This is a genomic window from Flavobacterium sp. 1355, from assembly GCF_017833415.1.
GTDB lineage: Bacteria > Bacteroidota > Bacteroidia > Flavobacteriales > Flavobacteriaceae > Flavobacterium.
Genome location: NZ_JAFICC010000005.1, coordinates 1 through 19,249 on the forward strand (window position 1 = coordinate 1; position 19,249 = coordinate 19,249).

General features: G+C 35.7%; 12 protein-coding genes. 7 read left to right on the top strand and 5 right to left on the bottom strand.

Annotated features, from left to right (window positions below; translation table 11 throughout):
• The first annotated feature begins 458 nt into the window (after positions 1-458).
• The 7 genes from JOD96_RS07335 to JOD96_RS07365 all read left to right on the top strand — a co-directional run bounded on the left by JOD96_RS07335 (position 459) and on the right by JOD96_RS07365 (position 13,618).
• Complete coding sequence (locus JOD96_RS07335; protein WP_209563631.1) at positions 459-1,337, top strand: inositol oxygenase family protein; 879 nt, start codon at positions 459-461, stop codon at positions 1,335-1,337.
• A 43-nt stretch (positions 1,338-1,380) separates the two neighbouring features.
• Entirely contained in the window at positions 1,381-4,521 is a 3,141-nt protein-coding gene (locus JOD96_RS07340) for a glycoside hydrolase family 2 TIM barrel-domain containing protein (protein WP_209563632.1), read from the top strand.
• Between the two features lie 146 nt (positions 4,522-4,667).
• On the top strand, positions 4,668-5,810 hold the full coding sequence (locus JOD96_RS07345) for an acyltransferase family protein (RefSeq protein ID WP_209563633.1): 1,143 nt from the start codon (positions 4,668-4,670) through the stop codon (positions 5,808-5,810).
• 57 nt (positions 5,811-5,867) lie between these two features.
• On the top strand, positions 5,868-7,505 hold the full coding sequence (locus JOD96_RS07350; RefSeq protein WP_209563634.1) for a sodium/sugar symporter: 1,638 nt from the start codon (positions 5,868-5,870) through the stop codon (positions 7,503-7,505).
• Between the two features lie 160 nt (positions 7,506-7,665).
• Complete coding sequence (locus JOD96_RS07355) at positions 7,666-9,105, top strand: glycoside hydrolase family 28 protein (RefSeq protein WP_209563635.1); 1,440 nt, start codon at positions 7,666-7,668, stop codon at positions 9,103-9,105.
• 20 nt (positions 9,106-9,125) lie between these two features.
• Positions 9,126-11,102, top strand: coding sequence for an alpha-L-arabinofuranosidase C-terminal domain-containing protein (locus tag JOD96_RS07360; protein ID WP_209563636.1), 1,977 nt, complete (start codon positions 9,126-9,128; stop codon positions 11,100-11,102).
• A gap of 47 nt (positions 11,103-11,149) precedes the next feature.
• The gene (locus JOD96_RS07365; RefSeq protein ID WP_209563637.1) at positions 11,150-13,618 is read left to right on the top strand and encodes a glycosyl hydrolase family 95 catalytic domain-containing protein; all 2,469 of its coding nucleotides are present in this window, start codon (positions 11,150-11,152) and stop codon (positions 13,616-13,618) included.
• Positions 13,619-13,694: 76 nt separating this feature from the next.
• Here the strand turns inward: JOD96_RS07365 and JOD96_RS07370 are convergent, their stop codons facing one another.
• The 5 genes from JOD96_RS07370 to JOD96_RS07390 all read right to left on the bottom strand — a co-directional run bounded on the left by JOD96_RS07370 (position 13,695) and on the right by JOD96_RS07390 (position 19,106).
• Positions 13,695-14,507 (bottom strand): SDR family NAD(P)-dependent oxidoreductase, encoded by an 813-nt coding sequence (locus JOD96_RS07370; protein ID WP_209563638.1) that lies wholly within the window; start codon positions 14,505-14,507, stop codon positions 13,695-13,697.
• 699 nt (positions 14,508-15,206) lie between these two features.
• On the bottom strand, positions 15,207-15,746 hold the full coding sequence (locus JOD96_RS07375; protein WP_209563639.1) for a hypothetical protein: 540 nt from the start codon (positions 15,744-15,746) through the stop codon (positions 15,207-15,209).
• 121 nt (positions 15,747-15,867) lie between these two features.
• A complete protein-coding gene (locus JOD96_RS07380) occupies positions 15,868-16,629 on the bottom strand; it encodes a hypothetical protein (protein ID WP_209563640.1) in 762 nt (253 codons plus the stop codon).
• 70 nt (positions 16,630-16,699) lie between these two features.
• The gene (locus tag JOD96_RS07385; RefSeq protein WP_209563641.1) at positions 16,700-17,032 is read right to left on the bottom strand and encodes a DUF4870 domain-containing protein; all 333 of its coding nucleotides are present in this window, start codon (positions 17,030-17,032) and stop codon (positions 16,700-16,702) included.
• Positions 17,033-17,186: 154 nt separating this feature from the next.
• Positions 17,187-19,106, bottom strand: coding sequence for a hypothetical protein (locus tag JOD96_RS07390; protein WP_209563642.1), 1,920 nt, complete (start codon positions 19,104-19,106; stop codon positions 17,187-17,189).
• Positions 19,107-19,249: the final 143 nt, after the last annotated feature.

Consider the following 19,249-nt stretch of genomic DNA (forward strand, 5'->3'; position numbering starts at 1 on the left):
AGATCCTTCCTCTGTCAGGATGACAAGATTGTGTTTAAGCTTTGTCAAAGTGTGGTATGTGCATTTTTGTCATCCTGACGGAGGAAGGATCACACTAGAAGCTCCGCAAAGAAAAGAATCAATCTTTGTCGAGCTACTTATGGAGATCCTTCCTCTGTCAGGATGACAAGATTGTGTTTAAGCTTTGTCAAAGTGTGGTATGTGCATTTTTGTCATCCTGACGGAGGAAGGATCACACACGAAAATCGATAAAGATTTGTAATTTATTATACGGAAATTCTAGTGTGATTTCTCCTTACATCGAAATAACAAATAAGAACGGCAATGCATGATTTTTAATTAATAACCTATAAAATCCTACAATAATAAGAATAATCCATGTTTTTGATGTATTAATCCATTTTGAACGGTATAGGTAATTCTATTTTTGTCTTATAACTTTTAAACTTTTTAGCATTATGAAAAAGCATATAGACACAGATAATCCGTTGAATAATTTAGATGAATGGGAAGATGATTTGTTATTGCGATATCCTGATCCTTCTGAAAGTACACCGGAAAAACAAAAAGAAGAATTCAGGAATTATGTCGATTCGGAAAGAGTAGAAACGGTTAAGGAATTTTATAGAATAAACCATACCTATCAGACTTATGATTTTGTTTGTAATAAAGAAGCAGAATTTCTACAATTTAATAAAAAAGAAATGTCAATCTGGGAAGCTGTTGAGTTTTTAAACACACTTGTAGATGACAGCGATCCAGATATTGACTTAGACCAAACACAACACCTTTTGCAGACTTCTGAAGCCATTAGAGCAGACGGTCACCCGGATTGGTTTGTACTTACAGGTTTTATTCATGATTTGGGTAAAATTTTATGTTTGTTCGGAGAACCGCAGTGGGCAGTTGTAGGTGATACATTTCCGGTTGGATGTGCTTATTCGGATAAGATTGTTTACTCCGATTTTTTTAAAGAAAATCCCGATTATACAGACGAAAGATTCAATACCAAATTGGGTGTCTATACCCAAAACTGCGGATTGGAGAAAGTAAAAATGAGCTGGGGTCATGACGAATATCTGTATCAGATTATGAAAGATTATCTTCCTGATCCTGCTTTATACATGATTCGTTATCATTCCTTTTATTCACAGCATAAAGAGAATGCTTATGCTCATCTAATGAATGAAAAAGACATAGAAATGTTTGATTGGGTAAGAAAGTTCAATCCGTATGATTTATACACTAAAGCCCCGGTTAAACCAGATGTAAAAGCATTACTTCCTTATTATAAAGAATTAGTTGCTAAATATTTGCCTGAGAAATTGAAGTTCTAGAAATATCAAAAATTTCATTTGAAAGCTATCTAAAACCAAAATAATGCATAAAATCAAAACCAAAATATTTTTATTAACCCTGTTCGTACTTTGCGTAACTTTTGTTTCAGCTCAGGAACAAGGTCGCAACGATTGGGAAAATCCTCAAGTATTTCAAATTAACAGAGAACCAGCCCGTGCTGCCTTTCTTCCTTATGCAGATGAAACTTCTGCAATAAGCGATAAATATGAAAATTCTCCGTGGTATTTTTCTTTAAACGGTCAATGGAAATTTTCGTGGTCGCCAACACCAGATCAGCGGCCGAAGGATTTTTATAAAACAGATTTCAGTACGCTGCATTGGAAAGAATTGCAAGTGCCGTCGAATTGGGAACTGAATGGTTATGGTATTCCAATTTATACTAATATAACATATCCTTTTGAGAAAAATCCTCCTTTTATCAATCATTGGGATAATCCTGTCGGGTCTTATAAAAAAGATTTTGTTTTACCTGAAAATTGGAAAAACCGACATGTTTTTCTTCATTTTGAAGCTGGAACAGCAGCCATGTATATTTGGGTGAATGGTGAAAAAGTAGGATATACCGAAAACACCAAAAGTCCTGCAGAATTTGATATTTCGAAGTACTTAAAACCCGGAAAAAATGATTTGGCTGTAGAAGTTTACAGATGGAGTGATGGTTCGTATCTGGAAGATCAGGATTTTTGGAGACTTTCGGGAATCGACAGAAATGTTTATTTGTATAGCACTGATAATGTTCGTATTTCAGATTTTTTTGCCAAACCAGATTTAGATGCAAAATATAAAAACGGAAGTTTAAATGTAGAAGTAAGTTTAAAAAACCTTAATACAACTGCTGTTAACAATCAAAAATTGACTGCGAAACTGGTTGATGCTTCAGGAAAAAATGTATTTACCAAAGAATTGAATGTCAACTTTGAAGCATCGAAAATTCAGATTTTAAATTTTTCTCAGAATGTTTCCAATCCTAAATTATGGAGCAGTGAAACGCCAAATTTATACACTTTGCTTTTAACCTTAAAAAATGCAAAAGGAGATATTGTAGAAACCGTTTCATCTCAAATCGGATTCAGAAAAGTAGAATTAAAAGGTGGACAATTACTGGTAAACGGAGTTCGATTAATGGTTCATGGTGTCAATATTCACGAACATAATCCGGAAACGGGACATTATCAGGACGAAGTTACGATGATGAAAGACATCAAAATGATGAAGCAGCTAAACATTAATTCAGTACGCTGCAGTCATTATCCAAACAATATTTTATGGGTAAAACTATGTAACAAATACGGTTTGTTTCTGGTAGATGAAGCCAATATCGAAAGTCACGGAATGGGAGTCGAGGGACAGCCTGTTATGTGGATGAATCCAAAAACTAATCCGGGTTTTCTTCCGGAATGGAGAGAAGCACATTTAGACCGAATTTACAGCTTGGTAGAAAGAGATAAAAATATGCCATCGGTAATTATTTGGTCGTTAGGCAATGAAAGTGCCAATGGACCTGTATTTCATGAAGCCTACAAATGGATCAAAAAAAGAGATAATACAAGATTGGTTCAGTTTGAACAGGCCAAAGAAAACGAAAACACAGATATTGTATGCCCAATGTACCCAACAATTGCTTACATGAAAGAATATGCGGCGCGTAAAGAGGTTACCCGTCCGTACATCATGTGTGAGTACTCGCATGCCATGGGAAACAGCAGCGGTAATTTTCAGGAATACTGGGATATCATTCGCGGAAGCAAAAATATGCAGGGTGGTTTTATCTGGGATTGGGTAGATCAGGGATTTGAAGCAACAGATGAAGTTGGCAGAAAATATTGGGCTTACGGCGGCGATTTGGGAAGTCAGAACTATACAAATGATGAAAATTTCTGCCATAACGGATTGGTTTATGCAGACAGAAGTCCACATCCCGGAGCATTTGAAGTAAAGAAAGTCTATCAGGATATTTTATTTAATGCTGTAGACATCAAAAACGGAGTAATCGAAATTATAAACGATTTTGGGTTTACAAATCTAAATAAATACAACTTTAAATACGAAGTTTTAGAAAACGGAAAAGTAATTAAAGAAGGTAGAATAGATGTTGATTTAAATCCAAAAACAAAAAAACAATTTAAGATTGAACTTCCAAAATTACAGTCAAAAGAAGGAACAGAATATTTACTGAATGTTTTTGCATACACCAAAACGGGTTCTGAATTACTGCCTCAGCATTTTGAAATTGCCAAAGAGCAGTTTGTAATCGAAGACGCCAACTATTTTACAAAATCAGAAAAGGCAAATGCAGCCAAAATCCAGGACGAAAAAGATCAGTTTGTTTTGACTTCAGACAATGTTGTTGTCAAAATCAGCAAAAAAACGGGATTAATTTCTTTCTATAGTTTAAAAGGAGAGGAGTACTTTAAACAATTTCCTGAACCAAATTTCTGGAGAGCACCAACCGATAATGATATGGGGAATAAAATGCAGATCAGAACCAATGTATGGAGAACGGCTGGTAAAAATACCACTTTAGAAAATATTCAGCAGACGGAGGAAAACGGGCAGCAATATATTGTTGCAAAATTAAAACTGAATGATGTTGCTTCTGATTATACAATTAAATATTCATTAGGAAATGACGGTGCTTTAGAAATAAAAGCATCTTATAAAAAAGGCAATAATCCGCTGCCGGAACTGCCGCGTTTCGGAATGATTTTCACCTTAAAAAACACATTAGAAAATCTGGATTATTACGGAAGAGGACCGTTAGAAAATTATTCAGATAGAAAAACCAGTTCATTCAAAGGAATTTATTACAGTAAAGTTGCAGACCAATATGTGCCTTATACACGCCCACAGGAAAATGGATACAAGACCGATATACGCTGGTTTAAGTTGACAGGCAATAACGGAAATGGCCTGCAAATAAAAGGTCTGCAGCCTTTATGTATGAGTGCTTTAAATAATTATCCGAGTGATTTTGACGGAGGAATTTCTAAGAAAAATATTCACTCCAGCGATATTACGCCACGCAGTGAAGTTGTAGTTTGTGTTGATCTAGCACAGCGCGGATTAGGAGGAGACAACAGCTGGGGATTACCTCCGCATGAGCAGTATGTATTGACCCAAAGTGAATACAGCTACGGATTTGTTATAAAACCAATTTTTTAAAATATTCAGTTTACAGTCTCAGTATTCAGTCCCAGTTTCCACTGAAATACTGAGATTGAATACTATCAACTGACCACTGAGACTGAATACCAAATACTGAGACCAAAAACTGAACACTATCAACTGACCACTGAATACTTTAAAAAATGAGTAACACTACAAAAGAAAGATTAATTTCTTTAGATGCGCTTCGCGGATTTGTTATGTTTTGGATTATGAGCGGAGAACATATCATTCACGCTCTGGCAAAAGCAGCGCCAATTCCCGTTTTTATCTGGATGTCATCGCAATTGCATCATGCAGAATGGAATGGGATTACATTTTATGATATGATTTTTCCTGTTTTTTTGTTTGTGGCAGGAGTTTCAATGCCCTATTCTTTTGAAAAGAAAATGCAGCTTGCCGGTGTAAAAACGCCGCAGGAATTACCAGGTAACGAAAAGCGAAAAATATACTTATCAATGCTCAGGAGAACCTGTATTTTACTGGTTTTAGGTTTTGTGGTAAATGGAATATTGCGATTCGATGGTTTTGATCATACCCGTTTTGCAAGTGTTTTAGGAAGAATTGGACTGGCTTGGTTTTTTGCCGGAATCATCTATTTAAATTTTAACATTAAAAAACAATTAATCTGGTTCTTCGGTATTTTGATTGGCTATTATGCCGCAATGAAATGGATTCCTGTTCCGGAGTTTGGTGCAGGAGTTTTGACCAAAGAAGGATCACTCGAAGGCTATATTGACCGTCTGTTTTTACCAGGCAGGCTGCACAGTACTGTTTATGATCCGGAAGGAATATTTTCAACTATACCTGCTATTGCTACAGCATTATTAGGTGTTTTTACAGGAACATTTTTAAAAGCAAAATATTCTTTTTCTATAAAAGTAAAATTGCTTTTAATGACTCTTACAGCAGTTGTTCTGATTATTGCAGGTTTGATATGGGATATTAATTTCCCAATCAATAAACATTTATGGACGAGTTCATTTGTATGTTTTGTTGGAGGATTTAGTATTTTGTTTTTTGTCTTTTTTTATTTGATAATTGATTTTTTCGGATTCCATAAATGGGCATTTCCTTTAATCTTAATCGGTTCAAATTCTATTTTAATTTACATCGCTGCCGAAGGTTTAGTAGATTTTAAACACACAGCAAATTATGTTTTTGGCGGACTTATAAATTTTACGCCGCTTGTATGGCAGCCTTTTTTTGCAGCATTGTCTGTAACCTTTGTACAGCTTATTTTACTTTACTTTCTATATAAAAGAAAATGGTTTCTGAAAATTTAAGAGAAATGAAGTTTTAAAATACATTTTACTATCTAACCAAACAATAACCACACTATTATGAATGTATTACAAACCGCAGATTACATTGTTTTCTTTATTTACTTTGTCATAGTTACGGCTTATGGAATGTATATTTACAGAAGCAAGAAAACCGCAGCAACAAGTTCCAATGAATATTTTTTGGCTGAAGGATCACTTACCTGGTGGGCAATTGGAGCATCGCTGATCGCTTCTAATATTTCAGCAGAACATTTTATTGGTATGAGCGGTTCTGGTTTCGCCATCGGATTGGCCATTGCTTCTTACGAATGGATGTCTGCCGCCACATTAATTATCGTGGCGATGTTTATTTTACCCATTTATCTTAAAAATAAGATATTTACCATGCCGCAGTTTCTGGCCAAAAGATACAGCGGAACAGTAAGTACTATTATGGCCATTATCTGGCTTTTAATCTATGTGTTTGTAAATCTTACTTCTATCATTTATTTAGGTGCTTTGGCTATTTCGTCAATTGCCCCCGTAAGCTTTCAGTTTTGCGTTATTGCGCTAAGTTTATTTTCGGTTATTGTTACTTTAGGCGGAATGAAAGTAATCGGATACACCGATATGTTTCAGGTTATAGTCTTAATTCTAGGCGGATTAGTAACAACTTATTTGGCATTGACTTTACTTTCAGATCAGTTTGGTTTTGGAAAAGATATTCTAAAAGGACTCGCAATTATTGCAGATGAAGCGCCCGGGCATTTACACATGATATTAGAGAAGTCAAATCCGCATTATACTGAACTGCCGGGAATGTCTGTTTTGATCGGAGGTATGTTAATCAATAATCTGGCGTATTGGGGATGCAATCAATATATTGTGCAACGAGCTTTAGGAGCCGATTTAAAAACAGCCCGTAAAGGAATTTTATTTGCTGCTTTTCTAAAATTATTAGTTCCAATTATTGCTGTTTTACCAGGAATCGCGATGTTCGTGATGCATTCAAACGGAATGTTTCAACAGGAAATGGTAGATGCTACAGGAGTTTTAAAACCAGATCAGGCTTATCCAACTTTAATGAATTTACTTCCTGCAGGATTAAAAGGTGTAGCTTTAGCCGCTTTGACTGCGGCAATCGTAGCTTCCTTAGCAGGAAAAGCCAATAGTATTTCGACTATTTTTTCTTTAGATATTTATAAAAAATATTTCAATTCGCAGGCATCAGAAAAAAAACTGGTACGTACCGGAAGATGGTGCGTGGTTGTTTGTATGATAATTGCTGCTATTGTAGCGCCGGCATTAAAATCGTTAGATCAGGCCTATCAGTTTATACAAGAATATGTGGGCTTCTTTTCACCTGGCGTTTTAGCGGTTTTCTTACTGGGAATGTTCTGGAAAAAAACAACACCATTAGCCGGACTTGCAGGTGCATTGTTAACAGTGCCGCTTGCTGCTATATTGAAATTCCTGCCGATGTGGACAGATGGTGCTTTTCCTGATTATCCTTTCTTAGACCGAATGACTATTGTTTTCTTTTTAATTGTGTTTATAATGGTTGGTCTTAGTCTGGCAAAACCAGTTTCTGAAGAAGAGGCTGAAATACATAAAATAGAAGTCGATAATTCGATGTTTAAAGTTTCTTCAGAGTTTATTGTAGGATCATTTATTATCTGCGGAATATTAGTGGCTTTATATACCGTTTTTTGGTAATTTTTATTTTGCCACAAAGACACAAAGGCTCAAAGTTTATTTAAAAAGAATAAATTGAAAATTGCTTGCAAAGAATTGAAGGCGCAAAGTTTATTGAAAGAAACTGTAGAGAAAAAAGCTTAGCGACTTAGTGTCTTTGTGGCATAAAAAACAAAAAGTAATGAAAAAGAAATCTATAATCGCGATCCTAATTTTTTGCATATCCTTAACCGTTACGGCACAGAATATTTACGACGTTAAAAAATACGGGGCCAAAGGAGACGGAAAAACCAATGATGCCGCAGCCATTCAAAAAGCAATTGACGCCTGCACTAAAACGGGCGGAAGAGTTTTAATCCCCGCACCGTTTACCTTTTTAGCCGGACCAATTGATGTAAAATCAAAAGTAGAGCTGCATATCGAAGCCGGAGCGAAATTATTGGCAAGTCCGGATGAAAAATTATACACAAAAAGCGCTTTCAGAACCAATCCGGGCGAAGGGACAATTTGGATTGGAGGAGAAAATGTAGAGGATTTTACCATTAGCGGAAACGGAAAAATAGATGGAAACGGAATTTCTTTTATGGGAGAAGAACTGGAAGATTCTTATGTTTTAAAACCTTTTAATGTTTTAGATCCAAGACCGCATGTGTTGACCATTATTGGTGGAAAAAATATCAGAATCAAAGATGTTCATATCGGAAATTCGGCATATTGGACTATTCATTTGGTTGGCTGTAATGATGTTGTTATTAGCGGTATTACTTTGTTGAACAGCTTAAAAGTGCGTAATAGTGACGGTATCGATTTGGATCATTCGAAAAATGTGAGAATCAGCGATTGTTATATTGAAAGCGGCGATGATTGTATTTGTTTGAAAAACAGAAGAGAATTTGAAGAATTTGGAGCCTGTGAAAACATTACGGTGACCAATTGTACAATGACGAGCAGCAGCTGCGCCATCAAAATTGGTTCAGAAAACATGGATGCGATTAGACAAGTGGTTTTCAATAATTGTATCATTAAAAACAGCAATCGCGCGTTGGGAATTCAAAATCGAGATGAAGGAACAGTAAGCGATGTTATTTTCTCTAATATTATTATTGAAGGTAAATTGACTACGGATACCTGGTGGGGAAAAGCAGAGCCCATTTATGTAACAGCTTTTAGCAGAGCAAAAGGAAATCATAAAGATGCCAACTGGCGTTTTCCAAAAGGAGCAACAGAAGGAAAAGTAGGCGAAATAAAAAATATCTATTTTTCTAATATTCAATGTACAGGAGAGAACGGTGTGTTTGTAAGTGGAGAATCAAAAGATAAAATCAAGAATATTGTTTTTGATAATGTGAGTGTTTTTATTGATAAAACAACTTCTTTTCCTGGAGGAGTGTATGACAGACGCCCCTCTAATGTAGAAGGTTTTGTAAAAGGAAGTACTTCGGGGTTCTATTTTGATTCGGCAGAACGTATCAAAGTGCAGAATTGTACCGTACAATGGGGAAAAAATAAACCGGAATATTTTAAATACGCGATCGAAAGTAAAAATGTAGATGATTTAATTGTAACAAATTTAGACGGACAATCAGCTTTTCCTGCTAAATTAGAGGCAGTAAAAAAATAATTCCTTCCATTCCAAAAACTATGAAAAATAATATCCTTAGAACATTTACCATTTGTATGCTTTTAAGCAGTTTTTATGTAAATGCTCAAAAAACAATTTTAGAAGTTGATGCCTCAAAAACCATTACTAAAATCCAGCCAACCATGTTCGGTTTGTTTTTTGAAGATATCAATTTTGCTGCAGATGGAGGATTATATGCCGAATTGATTAAAAACAGGTCTTTTGAATTTGATAAACCTTTGATGGGATGGGAACAGCCCAATACAAAAAGATCTTCTTTGAATAAGGAATCGGGGAGTGCAGCGCCTATCAAAACCGAGACATATAATACTGTTTTTTGCAGAGTAGAAATCAATAATGCTAAGGGTTACGCTTTAATAAATGAAGGCTTCAGGGGAATGGGAGTCAAAAAGGAGGCAAAATATAACCTTTCGTTAAAAGCAGCCAATCACAATTTAGCAATCCAAAAGATTATAATTCAGCTTATTAATAAAGACCAAAAAGTGATTGGAGAAACGAGCATTGTTCCAAAATCAGATCAATGGACGAATTATACATCGCAAATTACAGCGACTCAAACGGAAGCAAAAGCAAAGCTCAAAATAACTTTTGAAGGAACAGGAACAATAGATTTAGATATGATTTCACTGTTTCCGGAAGATACCTGGAAGAACAGAAAAAACGGACTTCGTAAAGATTTGGTACAACTTTTATATGATATGAAACCTGGATTTTTACGTTTTCCCGGAGGTTGTATTGTTGAAGGAAGAACATTGTCTGATCGTTATCAATGGAAAAAATCAGTTGGAAATGTAGACGATAGAGAAACAAAGATGAACCGTTGGAATGTAGAATTCAACCATAAACAAACTCCAGATTATTTTCAAAGTTTTGGATTGGGATTTTTTGAGTATTTCCAGCTCTCAGAAGATATTGGAGCAGAACCGCTTCCAATTTTAAGCTGCGGAATGGCCTGCCAGTACAATACAGGCGAATTGGCCCCCATAAACGAACTCGATCCTTATGTACAGGATGCTTTAGATTTAATTGAATTTGCCAATGGTGCCGTTACGACCACTTGGGGGAAAATACGTTCCGATATGGGACATCCAAAACCATTTAATCTAAAATATATTGGAGTTGGAAACGAACAATGGGGACCAGATTATATTGACAGATATAAAGTTTTTGAAAAAGCAATTAAAGCAAAATATCCAAATATCATAATTGTTTCCGGAAGCGGGCCTTCTCCTGCAGGCGAACATTTTGATTTTGCTATGCAAGAACTTAAAAAACTAAATGCAGAATTGGTAGACGAACATTATTACGAAAACCCAAAATGGTTTAGAGAAAACGCAGGACGTTATGATAACTACGACAGAAAAGGCCCAAAAATATTTGCAGGAGAATATGCCGCACAAAGTGTTTCGGGCGCCAATCCGAATAACAGAAATAATTGGGAATGTGCTTTTTCTGAAGCCGCTTTTATGACTGGGTTAGAAAGAAATGCAGAAGTAGTTCATTTGACTTCTTACGCACCTTTAATGGCGCACGAAGATGCCTGGCAATGGACTCCTGATATGATTTGGTTTAATAATCTTGAATCTTACGGTTCAGCCAATTATTATGTTCAGCAGTTATTTTCAACTAATAAAGGAACAGATTTGTTAAGTATTACCAAAGATGGAAAAGCTTTAACGGGACAAAATAGTTTATATGCTTCTGCAGTAAAAGATGTGAATAGCAATGAAATAATTGTGAAATTGGTAAATACAGCTACAACAGCACAAGATATTAGCATTGATTTAAAAGGAGCAAAATTAGGATCAAAAGGCACGATTACTAGACTTGCAAGCTCAAATACACAAGATGAAAATACTTTTGCAGATCCCAAAAAGATAACTCCGAAACAAACTGAGTATAAAATAACAAAAGGAAATCAGCAATTAAATCTTCCGGCTTATTCGGTAACCGTTTTAAAACTGAAGATTATTTAATAATTTCATTGGCTTAGAAAATAATTTTCAATCTAAAATTAAAAAAGATGCTCTACAATTCTCTTAAAAAAAGCTTTTTTTTCCTATTAGTAATGGCAGGATTTTCTTCCTATTCACAGGATTTAAAATTGCAATACAACCAGCCCGCTGTTGAATGGACAGAAGCTTTACCTATAGGGAATGGTACACTTGGCGCAATGGTTTTTGGAAGAGTAGATGCTGAATTAATTCAGCTGAATGAAGCGACTTTGTGGAGCGGTGGACCAGTACAGAAAAATGTGAATCCGGATGCTTTTAAAAATCTGGCTCTAATTAGAGAAGCACTTACGAATGAAGATTTTGAAAAAGCCTATGGTTTGACTAAAAACATGCAGGGTGCTTACAGCGAAAGTTTTATGCCGCTGGGAGATCTTATCTTAACACAAGATTTTGGCGGACAAAAGCCTGATCTTTACAATAGAAGTCTTGATTTGCAAACCGGATTGGCTGTTACAAATTTCAGCGTTAGCGGAGTAAATTATAAAAGAGAAATATTTGCTTCGGCACCGGCACAATGTATTGTAATTAAACTTTCGGCAGATCAGTTGAAAAAACTTTCAGTAACAATTGATGCTTCCAGTCTTTTAAGAAATCAAAAATCAATAAACAATCAATCTTTGGTTTTAAAAGGAAAAGCACCATCTCATTCAGACCCAAATTATATTGATTACAATAAAGAACCTGTTATTTACGATGATGTAACCGGCTGTAGAGGAATGCGTTTTGAATTAATTATTAAGCCAGTTATAAAAGACGGAGAAGTAAGTTCTGATGGAAACAAACTGGTTATTAAAAATGCATCTGAAATACTGCTTTTCGTTTCAGCAGCAACCAGTTTTAACGGATTTGATAAATGCCCGGACAGTCAGGGAAAAGACGAACATAAATTGGCAGAAAGTCCAATTAAAAAAGTTGTTGCTAAAAAATACGATAGTTTATTAAAAGAACATATTGCAGATTTTCAAAATTTCTTTAATAGAGTTTCATTACAACTTAATCAAAAAGAAACCAATAAATCTAATCTGCCTACAGATACAAGATTAGAACAATATGCGAAAGGAGAAAAAGATGCGGGGCTTGAAGCTTTATTTTTTCAATACGGACGTTATTTATTAATTTCGTCATCACGCACACACAATACGCCAGCCAACTTACAAGGCATTTGGAACAATAAACTCCGTGCGCCCTGGAGCAGTAATTACACCACAAACATTAATTTACAGATGAATTACTGGCCGGTAGAATCAGGAAGTTTATCTGAATTGTTTTTTCCGCTTGACGAATTTATCAAAAACGTTTCTGTAACCGGAGCCGAAACCGCAAAAAGTTATTATCATGCCAACGGATGGGTACTGCATCATAACTCGGATATATGGGCAACAACAAATCCTGTAGGTGATTTTGGAAAAGGAGATCCAATGTGGGCCAATTGGTACATGGGTGCCAACTGGTTAAGCAGACATTTATGGGAACATTACCAATATACAGGCGATACGGCCTATCTTAAAAAAGTATATCCAATAATAAAAGGTGCGGCAGAATTTAGTTTAGACTGGCTGCAAAAAGACAAAAATGGTTATCTGGTAACTATGCCTTCGACATCACCGGAGAACAAATATTTTTATGATGGAAAAAAAGGAGGTGTTGTCACGACTGCTTCGACGATGGATATTGGAATTATAAAAGATTTATTTGAAAATACCATCGAAGCCTCTAAAGTGCTTAATACTGATTTAGAATTCAGACAAACGGTAAGCCAGGCCGCAGACAAATTACTTCCTTTTCAAATTGGAAGCAAAGGACAGCTTCAGGAATGGTACAAAGATTTTGAAGATGAAGATCCGCATCACAGACATACTTCTCATTTATATGCTTTACATCCTGCTAATTTAATTTCGCCGCTAAAAACTCCGGAATTAGCTGAAGCTGCAAAGAAAACATTAGAACTTCGCGGTGATGATGGTACTGGCTGGAGTTTGGCGTGGAAAGTAAATATGTGGGCAAGACTTTTAGATGGAAATCATGCTTATAAATTATTCAAAAACCAATTGAGGTTAACAAAAGATAATGATCCGAAGTACAGCAGACATGGAGGTTGTTATCCGAATCTTTTTGATGCTCATCCGCCTTTTCAGATAGACGGAAATTTTGCCGGAACTGCAGGCGTTATTGAGATGTTAATGCAAAGTCAAAATAAAGAAATTCACCTGCTGCCCGCTCTTCCTGATGCCTGGACAGACGGCGAAATAAAAGGTATTACGGCAAAAGGTAATTTTACTGTAGCGATAAAGTGGAATGATGGTAAAATGACCCAGGCAACAATTATATCCAACAATGGTGGTTCATGCTCTGTAAGGTCTGCAGATCCATTTGTAATTGAAAAATTAAATATCAAAAGCCAGAAATCATCTATAGGTTATGCTGCAGTATTTGAAACTAAAAAGGGAATGACATATCTAGTCGTATCATCAAAATAGTTGATACAATAATATTAAAAGCATTTTTAGATAATACGACTTAGAATAGGTAATTTCTGCTTTAATCTTAGGTTTATCAATCATTAGAATTAGACTGTCCATCAGCGGGTCTCTGCTGCTTGTCCATCATTGCGGCAACTGCGGTATCGGGCAAAATATTGCTCATACCGATCATGGCTTTATTCTTAAGGCCGGAAATAATTTTATCTTTGCCGGACATTAATGCCTCATACCCATCTTTTGCCACATCGGCCGGATCAGCCAGTGAAGATTTGTCCTGCACTATTGCGCTTTGCTGCATATCAGCCTTATTAAAGAAGTCGGTATCGGTCGCACCCGGTAAAAGTGCGGTAACAGTGATATTATTTTCTTTTAATTCGTATCGAATAGCTTCTGAAAAAGAGTAAACAAAGGCTTTGGTACCATGGTAAACCGACTGCCATGGCCCTGGCGTCTTACTTGCTATTGAAGCAAGATTCAATATTTTACCATAATTGCGAGCAATCATTTCCTTTACAAAATGTTTTGTTAATATTATAGTAGAGGCAATGTTCAAGTCAACGATTTCCAGTTCTCGTTCCACTTCAGTGTCCTTAAAAAGTCCGTAAACTCCTTGTCCGGCATTATTTACAAGTACATCAATCTGTATGTTTCTTGCTTGGACTTCCTCACATAGAGCAAAGGCTTCCTCTCTTTTGAATAGGTCTTTTGCAATGGCAATGACCTCAACACCTTGCTTGCTGAATTCGGCAGCTTTATTTTTCAATTCATCAGTATGTCTTGCTACAATAACAAGGTTATAACCATCCCTTGCAAATAGCTTAGCAAGCTCGTAACCGATTCCCTCAGTAGCTCCTGTAATTAGTGCGTAATTTTTATTTTGTAACATGATATTCTTTATTAAAAAGTTTAATTCTTTTATCGAATCCTGCCATCCGGTATTTAAGATGCAATTTGTCTTAGATATTCTGACTGTAAATAATTGTTGTAATCATGAATGCAGCAAATTTGCAGATTTAGGATCCAGTTTTGCTTTAGTATAAATTTAGTATGGACAACAAAATTTGCTTTACAAAATTTTAATCTGAGTTTACAAAATTTACCTATAAAGTGCTTATTTATAGCAAAGTAGGATAAGAGGTAGATGGTTTTTAAAGGATTTGTTCAAAATCCTTTGCAGCTTTTTTGGTATAGAAAATTCTGTTCAAAAGTAATGTTGCTAAGTTTGAAAAAAACTATTTTGTATCTACAAGATTTATTCAGGAAGTATTTAATTTTCAATTTAGCCGAATTCATATTCCGGTTCATGCTGATATTCATGAATTAGATGTGATTTTTGTAGAGGAACAAGATTATTTTGTCAATGATCTTGGCGTAAAACACATCGGAAAAATCGGAATCGTGGGGAATCCCACTGGAAACGCATAAATAATTTACCAATTCGTTTTGATAAACTATTGTAATCTTAAAGATTTTTTAGAATTCGTGCTTCAAATTCTGCCAATGGTAATTAACCTTTTTCAAAGCCGTTTTTGTCTTTTATTGTAAACTAGCTCTGATATTCTAAAAGAAAAAATAGTGGGGCGGTTTAAAAATTTTTGACCTTGATTCCATGTTTTGCAGCGTATGGAAGTGCCAGATCCCATAATTTTTTATACCTGCGGTTAAATTCACGTGCGTTATCGGTATCTATTTTTAAAATAGCTTTGTCAATTTCTTCCTGCGAAACTTTCTGGTCCAGCAGGCGAGCTGTTTTAATATAGTCGGTTTGGTATTTCTTTTTTACGAAATTAAACAGATCCAGCGAGGCGTTAATCATAGGAGCCGTTTCATCTGTGGGTTTTAAATCTTTAATTTTATCTATAGCTTGTTGCAGATATGGAATTTTAAATCGAAGAATATGATCCTCATATGATTTGGCAAAAAAAGTGTTTTTATCATCAAAAGCCATGAGTTGGCCTCCATTTTTATCCTGTTGCATTCTTTTGAAGTCACCGGAGCCAAACTCAAAGAAAATGTTCGTGTTCAGTGTGGTAATATCGAAATACTCCTCGGGCGTATTTTCCATTTTACAGGATTGAAAGATAAGAAACACCAAAGCGGCGAGAAGGAGTGTTTTTGTTTTCATTTTGATGGTAATTGTATAGTAAATTATTAAATAGCTGTAATCAGCTATTAGTATAATAGGTTATAAACAAACTGGCTCATAAACAGCATGAGGCGTAGTATAAATTGTATCATGTTTATTTTTATTGACCTGTTTCCAGTTGAAACAAGGCCATTGCCGATTTCTGGCTGCCCTTATCTGCTCCCGTATTCCACAGCTCTTCTGCCTTCTTTTGGTCTCCCAGAATGTAATAATAAGAACCCAATACAGTGTAGCCTTCCAGTTCGCCTTGTGCAATAATTTTATTTCCCAAAGCAATGAGCTGTTTATTAGCAGATTTTGCCTTTTTATTTTTTTCAGGTTTCAAGAGAGATTCCAATCCCTGATCCTGAATTAAAAGTATTCCGAAATAATCCAGGCAGGCTTTTCCAAGTCCTTTATTGCACAGCACGCTGATTTTCTCAGCATGAGAGTTTTGAATTTTCTCAGCCAGCATAAAATCAAGTGTTTTAGAAGTGCCGGTCAGCTTATAATATTCATATAATAAAGCGGCTTTATTTTGAGACACGGCGGCATCTTTTCTATTGTCTGTAGTTATAGTATCTTTTCTGACCCAGATTTTATTTCCAACCCAGTCCGAAACTCCTAACAGCGTCTTTCCTTTTATTTTAAATTTAAAAATGCTTTTATCCGGATAGATAATAAGAGAGTCTCCTTTGGTAAAATAATCACCGGTCCCCAAGCCGGCGATATTTACTTTACCATCGCCATCAAACTCAAAAAACGAATACATATTAGAATCAGAGCCGGCTTGATAGTACCCCTGTATTTTATTATCTATAACCTGACTGTTTATCAGATTAGAGATGAGAAGCAAGATTACAGGTAAGCAACTTGTTTTCATAAGTAACGGTTTGTGGTTGAATGACAGAAAGCCAGTATGAACTGTTTCGGTTCGTACTGGCTAAATAATTTTATTTAATGAAATCAAATTTATCAGTAAATAATTTTCCTACTACAGGTACAGGAACTTCCTGCTCATTGTTAGCATTAATGATTCCCATAATCCATAACACCAAAATACCAAGATTTAATAAACTTAATATACTGGCAAGAGTAGGTACAATAACAGCAATAACAGTTAAAGCAACTGAAAATAGTATACCTAAGATTGCAATTCCTAATCCCTGTTTAAGATGGAATCGGGTTAAAGAATCTTTGACAGTTAATTTGTTGTAATTTACATAAGCGATAATCCATCCGATTATTGTAATGTACGAGAGGATCGATAATGTTTTCTTGTTCATTGATTTAGTTTTAAATTCAATCCAAAACTACATCTATTTGAGTTGTCAAAAACAATATGGGCATATACAAACTATCTACATAACTTTTTTTGGGTATCTATTTTCTATCTACAAGAACGCGCAATGTCTTGTATTTAAAGGGTAGAGCCTGCCATTATTCTAAAGATGTAATATAAGAATCCAAATCTGTTTCACGGTCCAGATTTAATTTCTGTTTGATGCGATATCGAGCCATTCGCATACTTTGTGGCTCAATATTCATTAGATTGGCAATCTCTTTAGTGCTTAATCCTAATTTGATATAACCGCAATATTTATAATCAAGTTTGGTAAGAGTGCCGGATGCTTTTTCTTTTAACGTTGAAAAAAAGACCGGATTTGTATTCTCGAGGCCTGTTTTTAGTAATTCAAATTCCTCGTCTACTTCCATGCTTCTATCTATTGTTCTGGAAAGCGTATTAATATCAGCAGATTTTTCTGCTTTCATCTCAGATAATTTAGTTTTAATGTCTTTTAAAATTTCATTTTTCTTGTCCAGCTGCAGATTATTGGTCATTAATTTCTGTTGCAGCTTATTATTTTGCTCTTCGTTCCATTTTTTCTCCTGAAGAGCGATGCGAAGTTCTTTCTCCATGAGCTCCGATTCCAATACGGCAATAACCGTTTCTTCCTCCTTAATTTTAGATAAAAGTATGGCCTCTTCATTTGCTTTTTGAAGCAGCAGGTTATTTTTTATATAAGATTTCTGGCGGTAGTGGTAGGAACGCAGCATAAATAAAAAGGTAAAAAATACAAAAATTAAAAGTGCAGTAAAAAGGTAGTTGATTTTTTTGCGTGATGAAAGGTTTTCCTGCAGCATTGCAATTTGCTGTGATTTTTTTTCTGTTTCAAATCGCACCGACGCATTGTACTCTTTGGCCCGGTTTTCCTTTTCAATCACAACCCGGACTGCTTTGTCATACTGTTCAAAATATTTTCTATAGGCACTAAAATCATTTTTAAGCTCGGCAAGATCCATGTAGTTTTTATAGAGAAGGGCACGGTATCGGGAGTTAACAGTCGGGTTTTTTGCGATGATCAGCTCAATGTTCTGCAATACTTTTTCAATATTTGGTATGTCACTTAGATTGGTATAGAACTGTGCCTGCTGTCCGTACATCACCATAAGCTGTACAGGAACGTTGATCTTCAGGCATACCTGTTTTGCTTTGTTCAGATAGAATAAGGTTTTGTCCGGTTGCGATTCAAAAAAATGATATAGGTAAAGGCTTGACAAATTCAGGCAGGTCCTGCCGTAAGAGGCATTGAGTGTACCTTTTTTCTGCTCTTTCTCAAACAAGTAAATAGCTTTTAAATAATAAGACTCAGCAATTTTTAAAAGCTTCGGGTCTGCAGGAGATTTTTGCTCTGCGCTCCTTACAAGAAATAGTGCCCAGCTGGTCGAAGCATTGGCAATGTTAAGCGCATTGCGGCTTTTATAACTTAATTCCAATGCTTTTTTATTGTATTTCCGGCTGAATTTCAAATCATTATTGTCGCTGAAACTGGCTCCGAGATTTTCATATCCGTTTACCAGTTTGTCGTATCTAATTTTTTGCTTTTCAAAATAAGCCAGCGATTTAAGCATATGGTAGATATATTTATCTGTAATTCCAACGGCCTCGTGTCTGTAGGCAATGGCATAATCGGCGTATGCAATAGCCTTAGGATCCCGCGAACGAACGGCCAGCAGATAGCTGGAATCTGCATATTTTACCTGCAAGGGTACATTGTCCTGATACCTCGCAATATCTGCCAGCGCCTCATACGCAATAGCCTGTTGATCAAGAGCTTCTTCATTTCGTGCTGATGCAAGTGCTGACTGGGCATACTGATATGCTTTGATTGTGTCAGTTTTTTTAAAATGACAGCTCAGTTCGCACAGATACTCCACCTTTTGTTCTAAAGGCAGATCCTTTTTACTAGTTAGAGTAAGTAATTCCTCTTTGGAATGCTGTGCCGTACAGTGCAATGAGAAAATGAAAAACAATAAGACAGAAAGTACTTTGGAAAGCTTTAGAGTAATAAAATTCATGTAGTGGTATTGGTTGGATAACAGGTAAAAAATGGTACAAATTGGTGATGTAAATATACATTTAATTACGCTTATAATACTTGACATCCTTATGCAATGTGATTAAATTATGCCTGCAGTGTGAACACAATTGAATCATTATC

Bases quoted from the DNA above. Each gene is read 5' to 3' on its own strand.
- JOD96_RS07335 (WP_209563631.1), top strand. From the start codon at position 459: ATGAAAAAGCATATAGACACAGATAATCCGTTGAATAATTTAGATGAA.
- JOD96_RS07340 (WP_209563632.1), top strand. From the start codon at position 1,381: ATGCATAAAATCAAAACCAAAATATTTTTATTAACCCTGTTCGTACTT.
- JOD96_RS07345 (WP_209563633.1), top strand. From the start codon at position 4,668: ATGAGTAACACTACAAAAGAAAGATTAATTTCTTTAGATGCGCTTCGC.
- JOD96_RS07350 (WP_209563634.1), top strand. From the start codon at position 5,868: ATGAATGTATTACAAACCGCAGATTACATTGTTTTCTTTATTTACTTT.
- JOD96_RS07355 (WP_209563635.1), top strand. From the start codon at position 7,666: ATGAAAAAGAAATCTATAATCGCGATCCTAATTTTTTGCATATCCTTA.
- JOD96_RS07360 (WP_209563636.1), top strand. From the start codon at position 9,126: ATGAAAAATAATATCCTTAGAACATTTACCATTTGTATGCTTTTAAGC.
- JOD96_RS07365 (WP_209563637.1), top strand. From the start codon at position 11,150: ATGCTCTACAATTCTCTTAAAAAAAGCTTTTTTTTCCTATTAGTAATG.
- JOD96_RS07370 (WP_209563638.1), bottom strand. From the start codon at position 14,507: ATGTTACAAAATAAAAATTACGCACTAATTACAGGAGCTACTGAGGGA.
- JOD96_RS07375 (WP_209563639.1), bottom strand. From the start codon at position 15,746: ATGAAAACAAAAACACTCCTTCTCGCCGCTTTGGTGTTTCTTATCTTT.
- JOD96_RS07380 (WP_209563640.1), bottom strand. From the start codon at position 16,629: ATGAAAACAAGTTGCTTACCTGTAATCTTGCTTCTCATCTCTAATCTG.
- JOD96_RS07385 (WP_209563641.1), bottom strand. From the start codon at position 17,032: ATGAACAAGAAAACATTATCGATCCTCTCGTACATTACAATAATCGGA.
- JOD96_RS07390 (WP_209563642.1), bottom strand. From the start codon at position 19,106: ATGAATTTTATTACTCTAAAGCTTTCCAAAGTACTTTCTGTCTTATTG.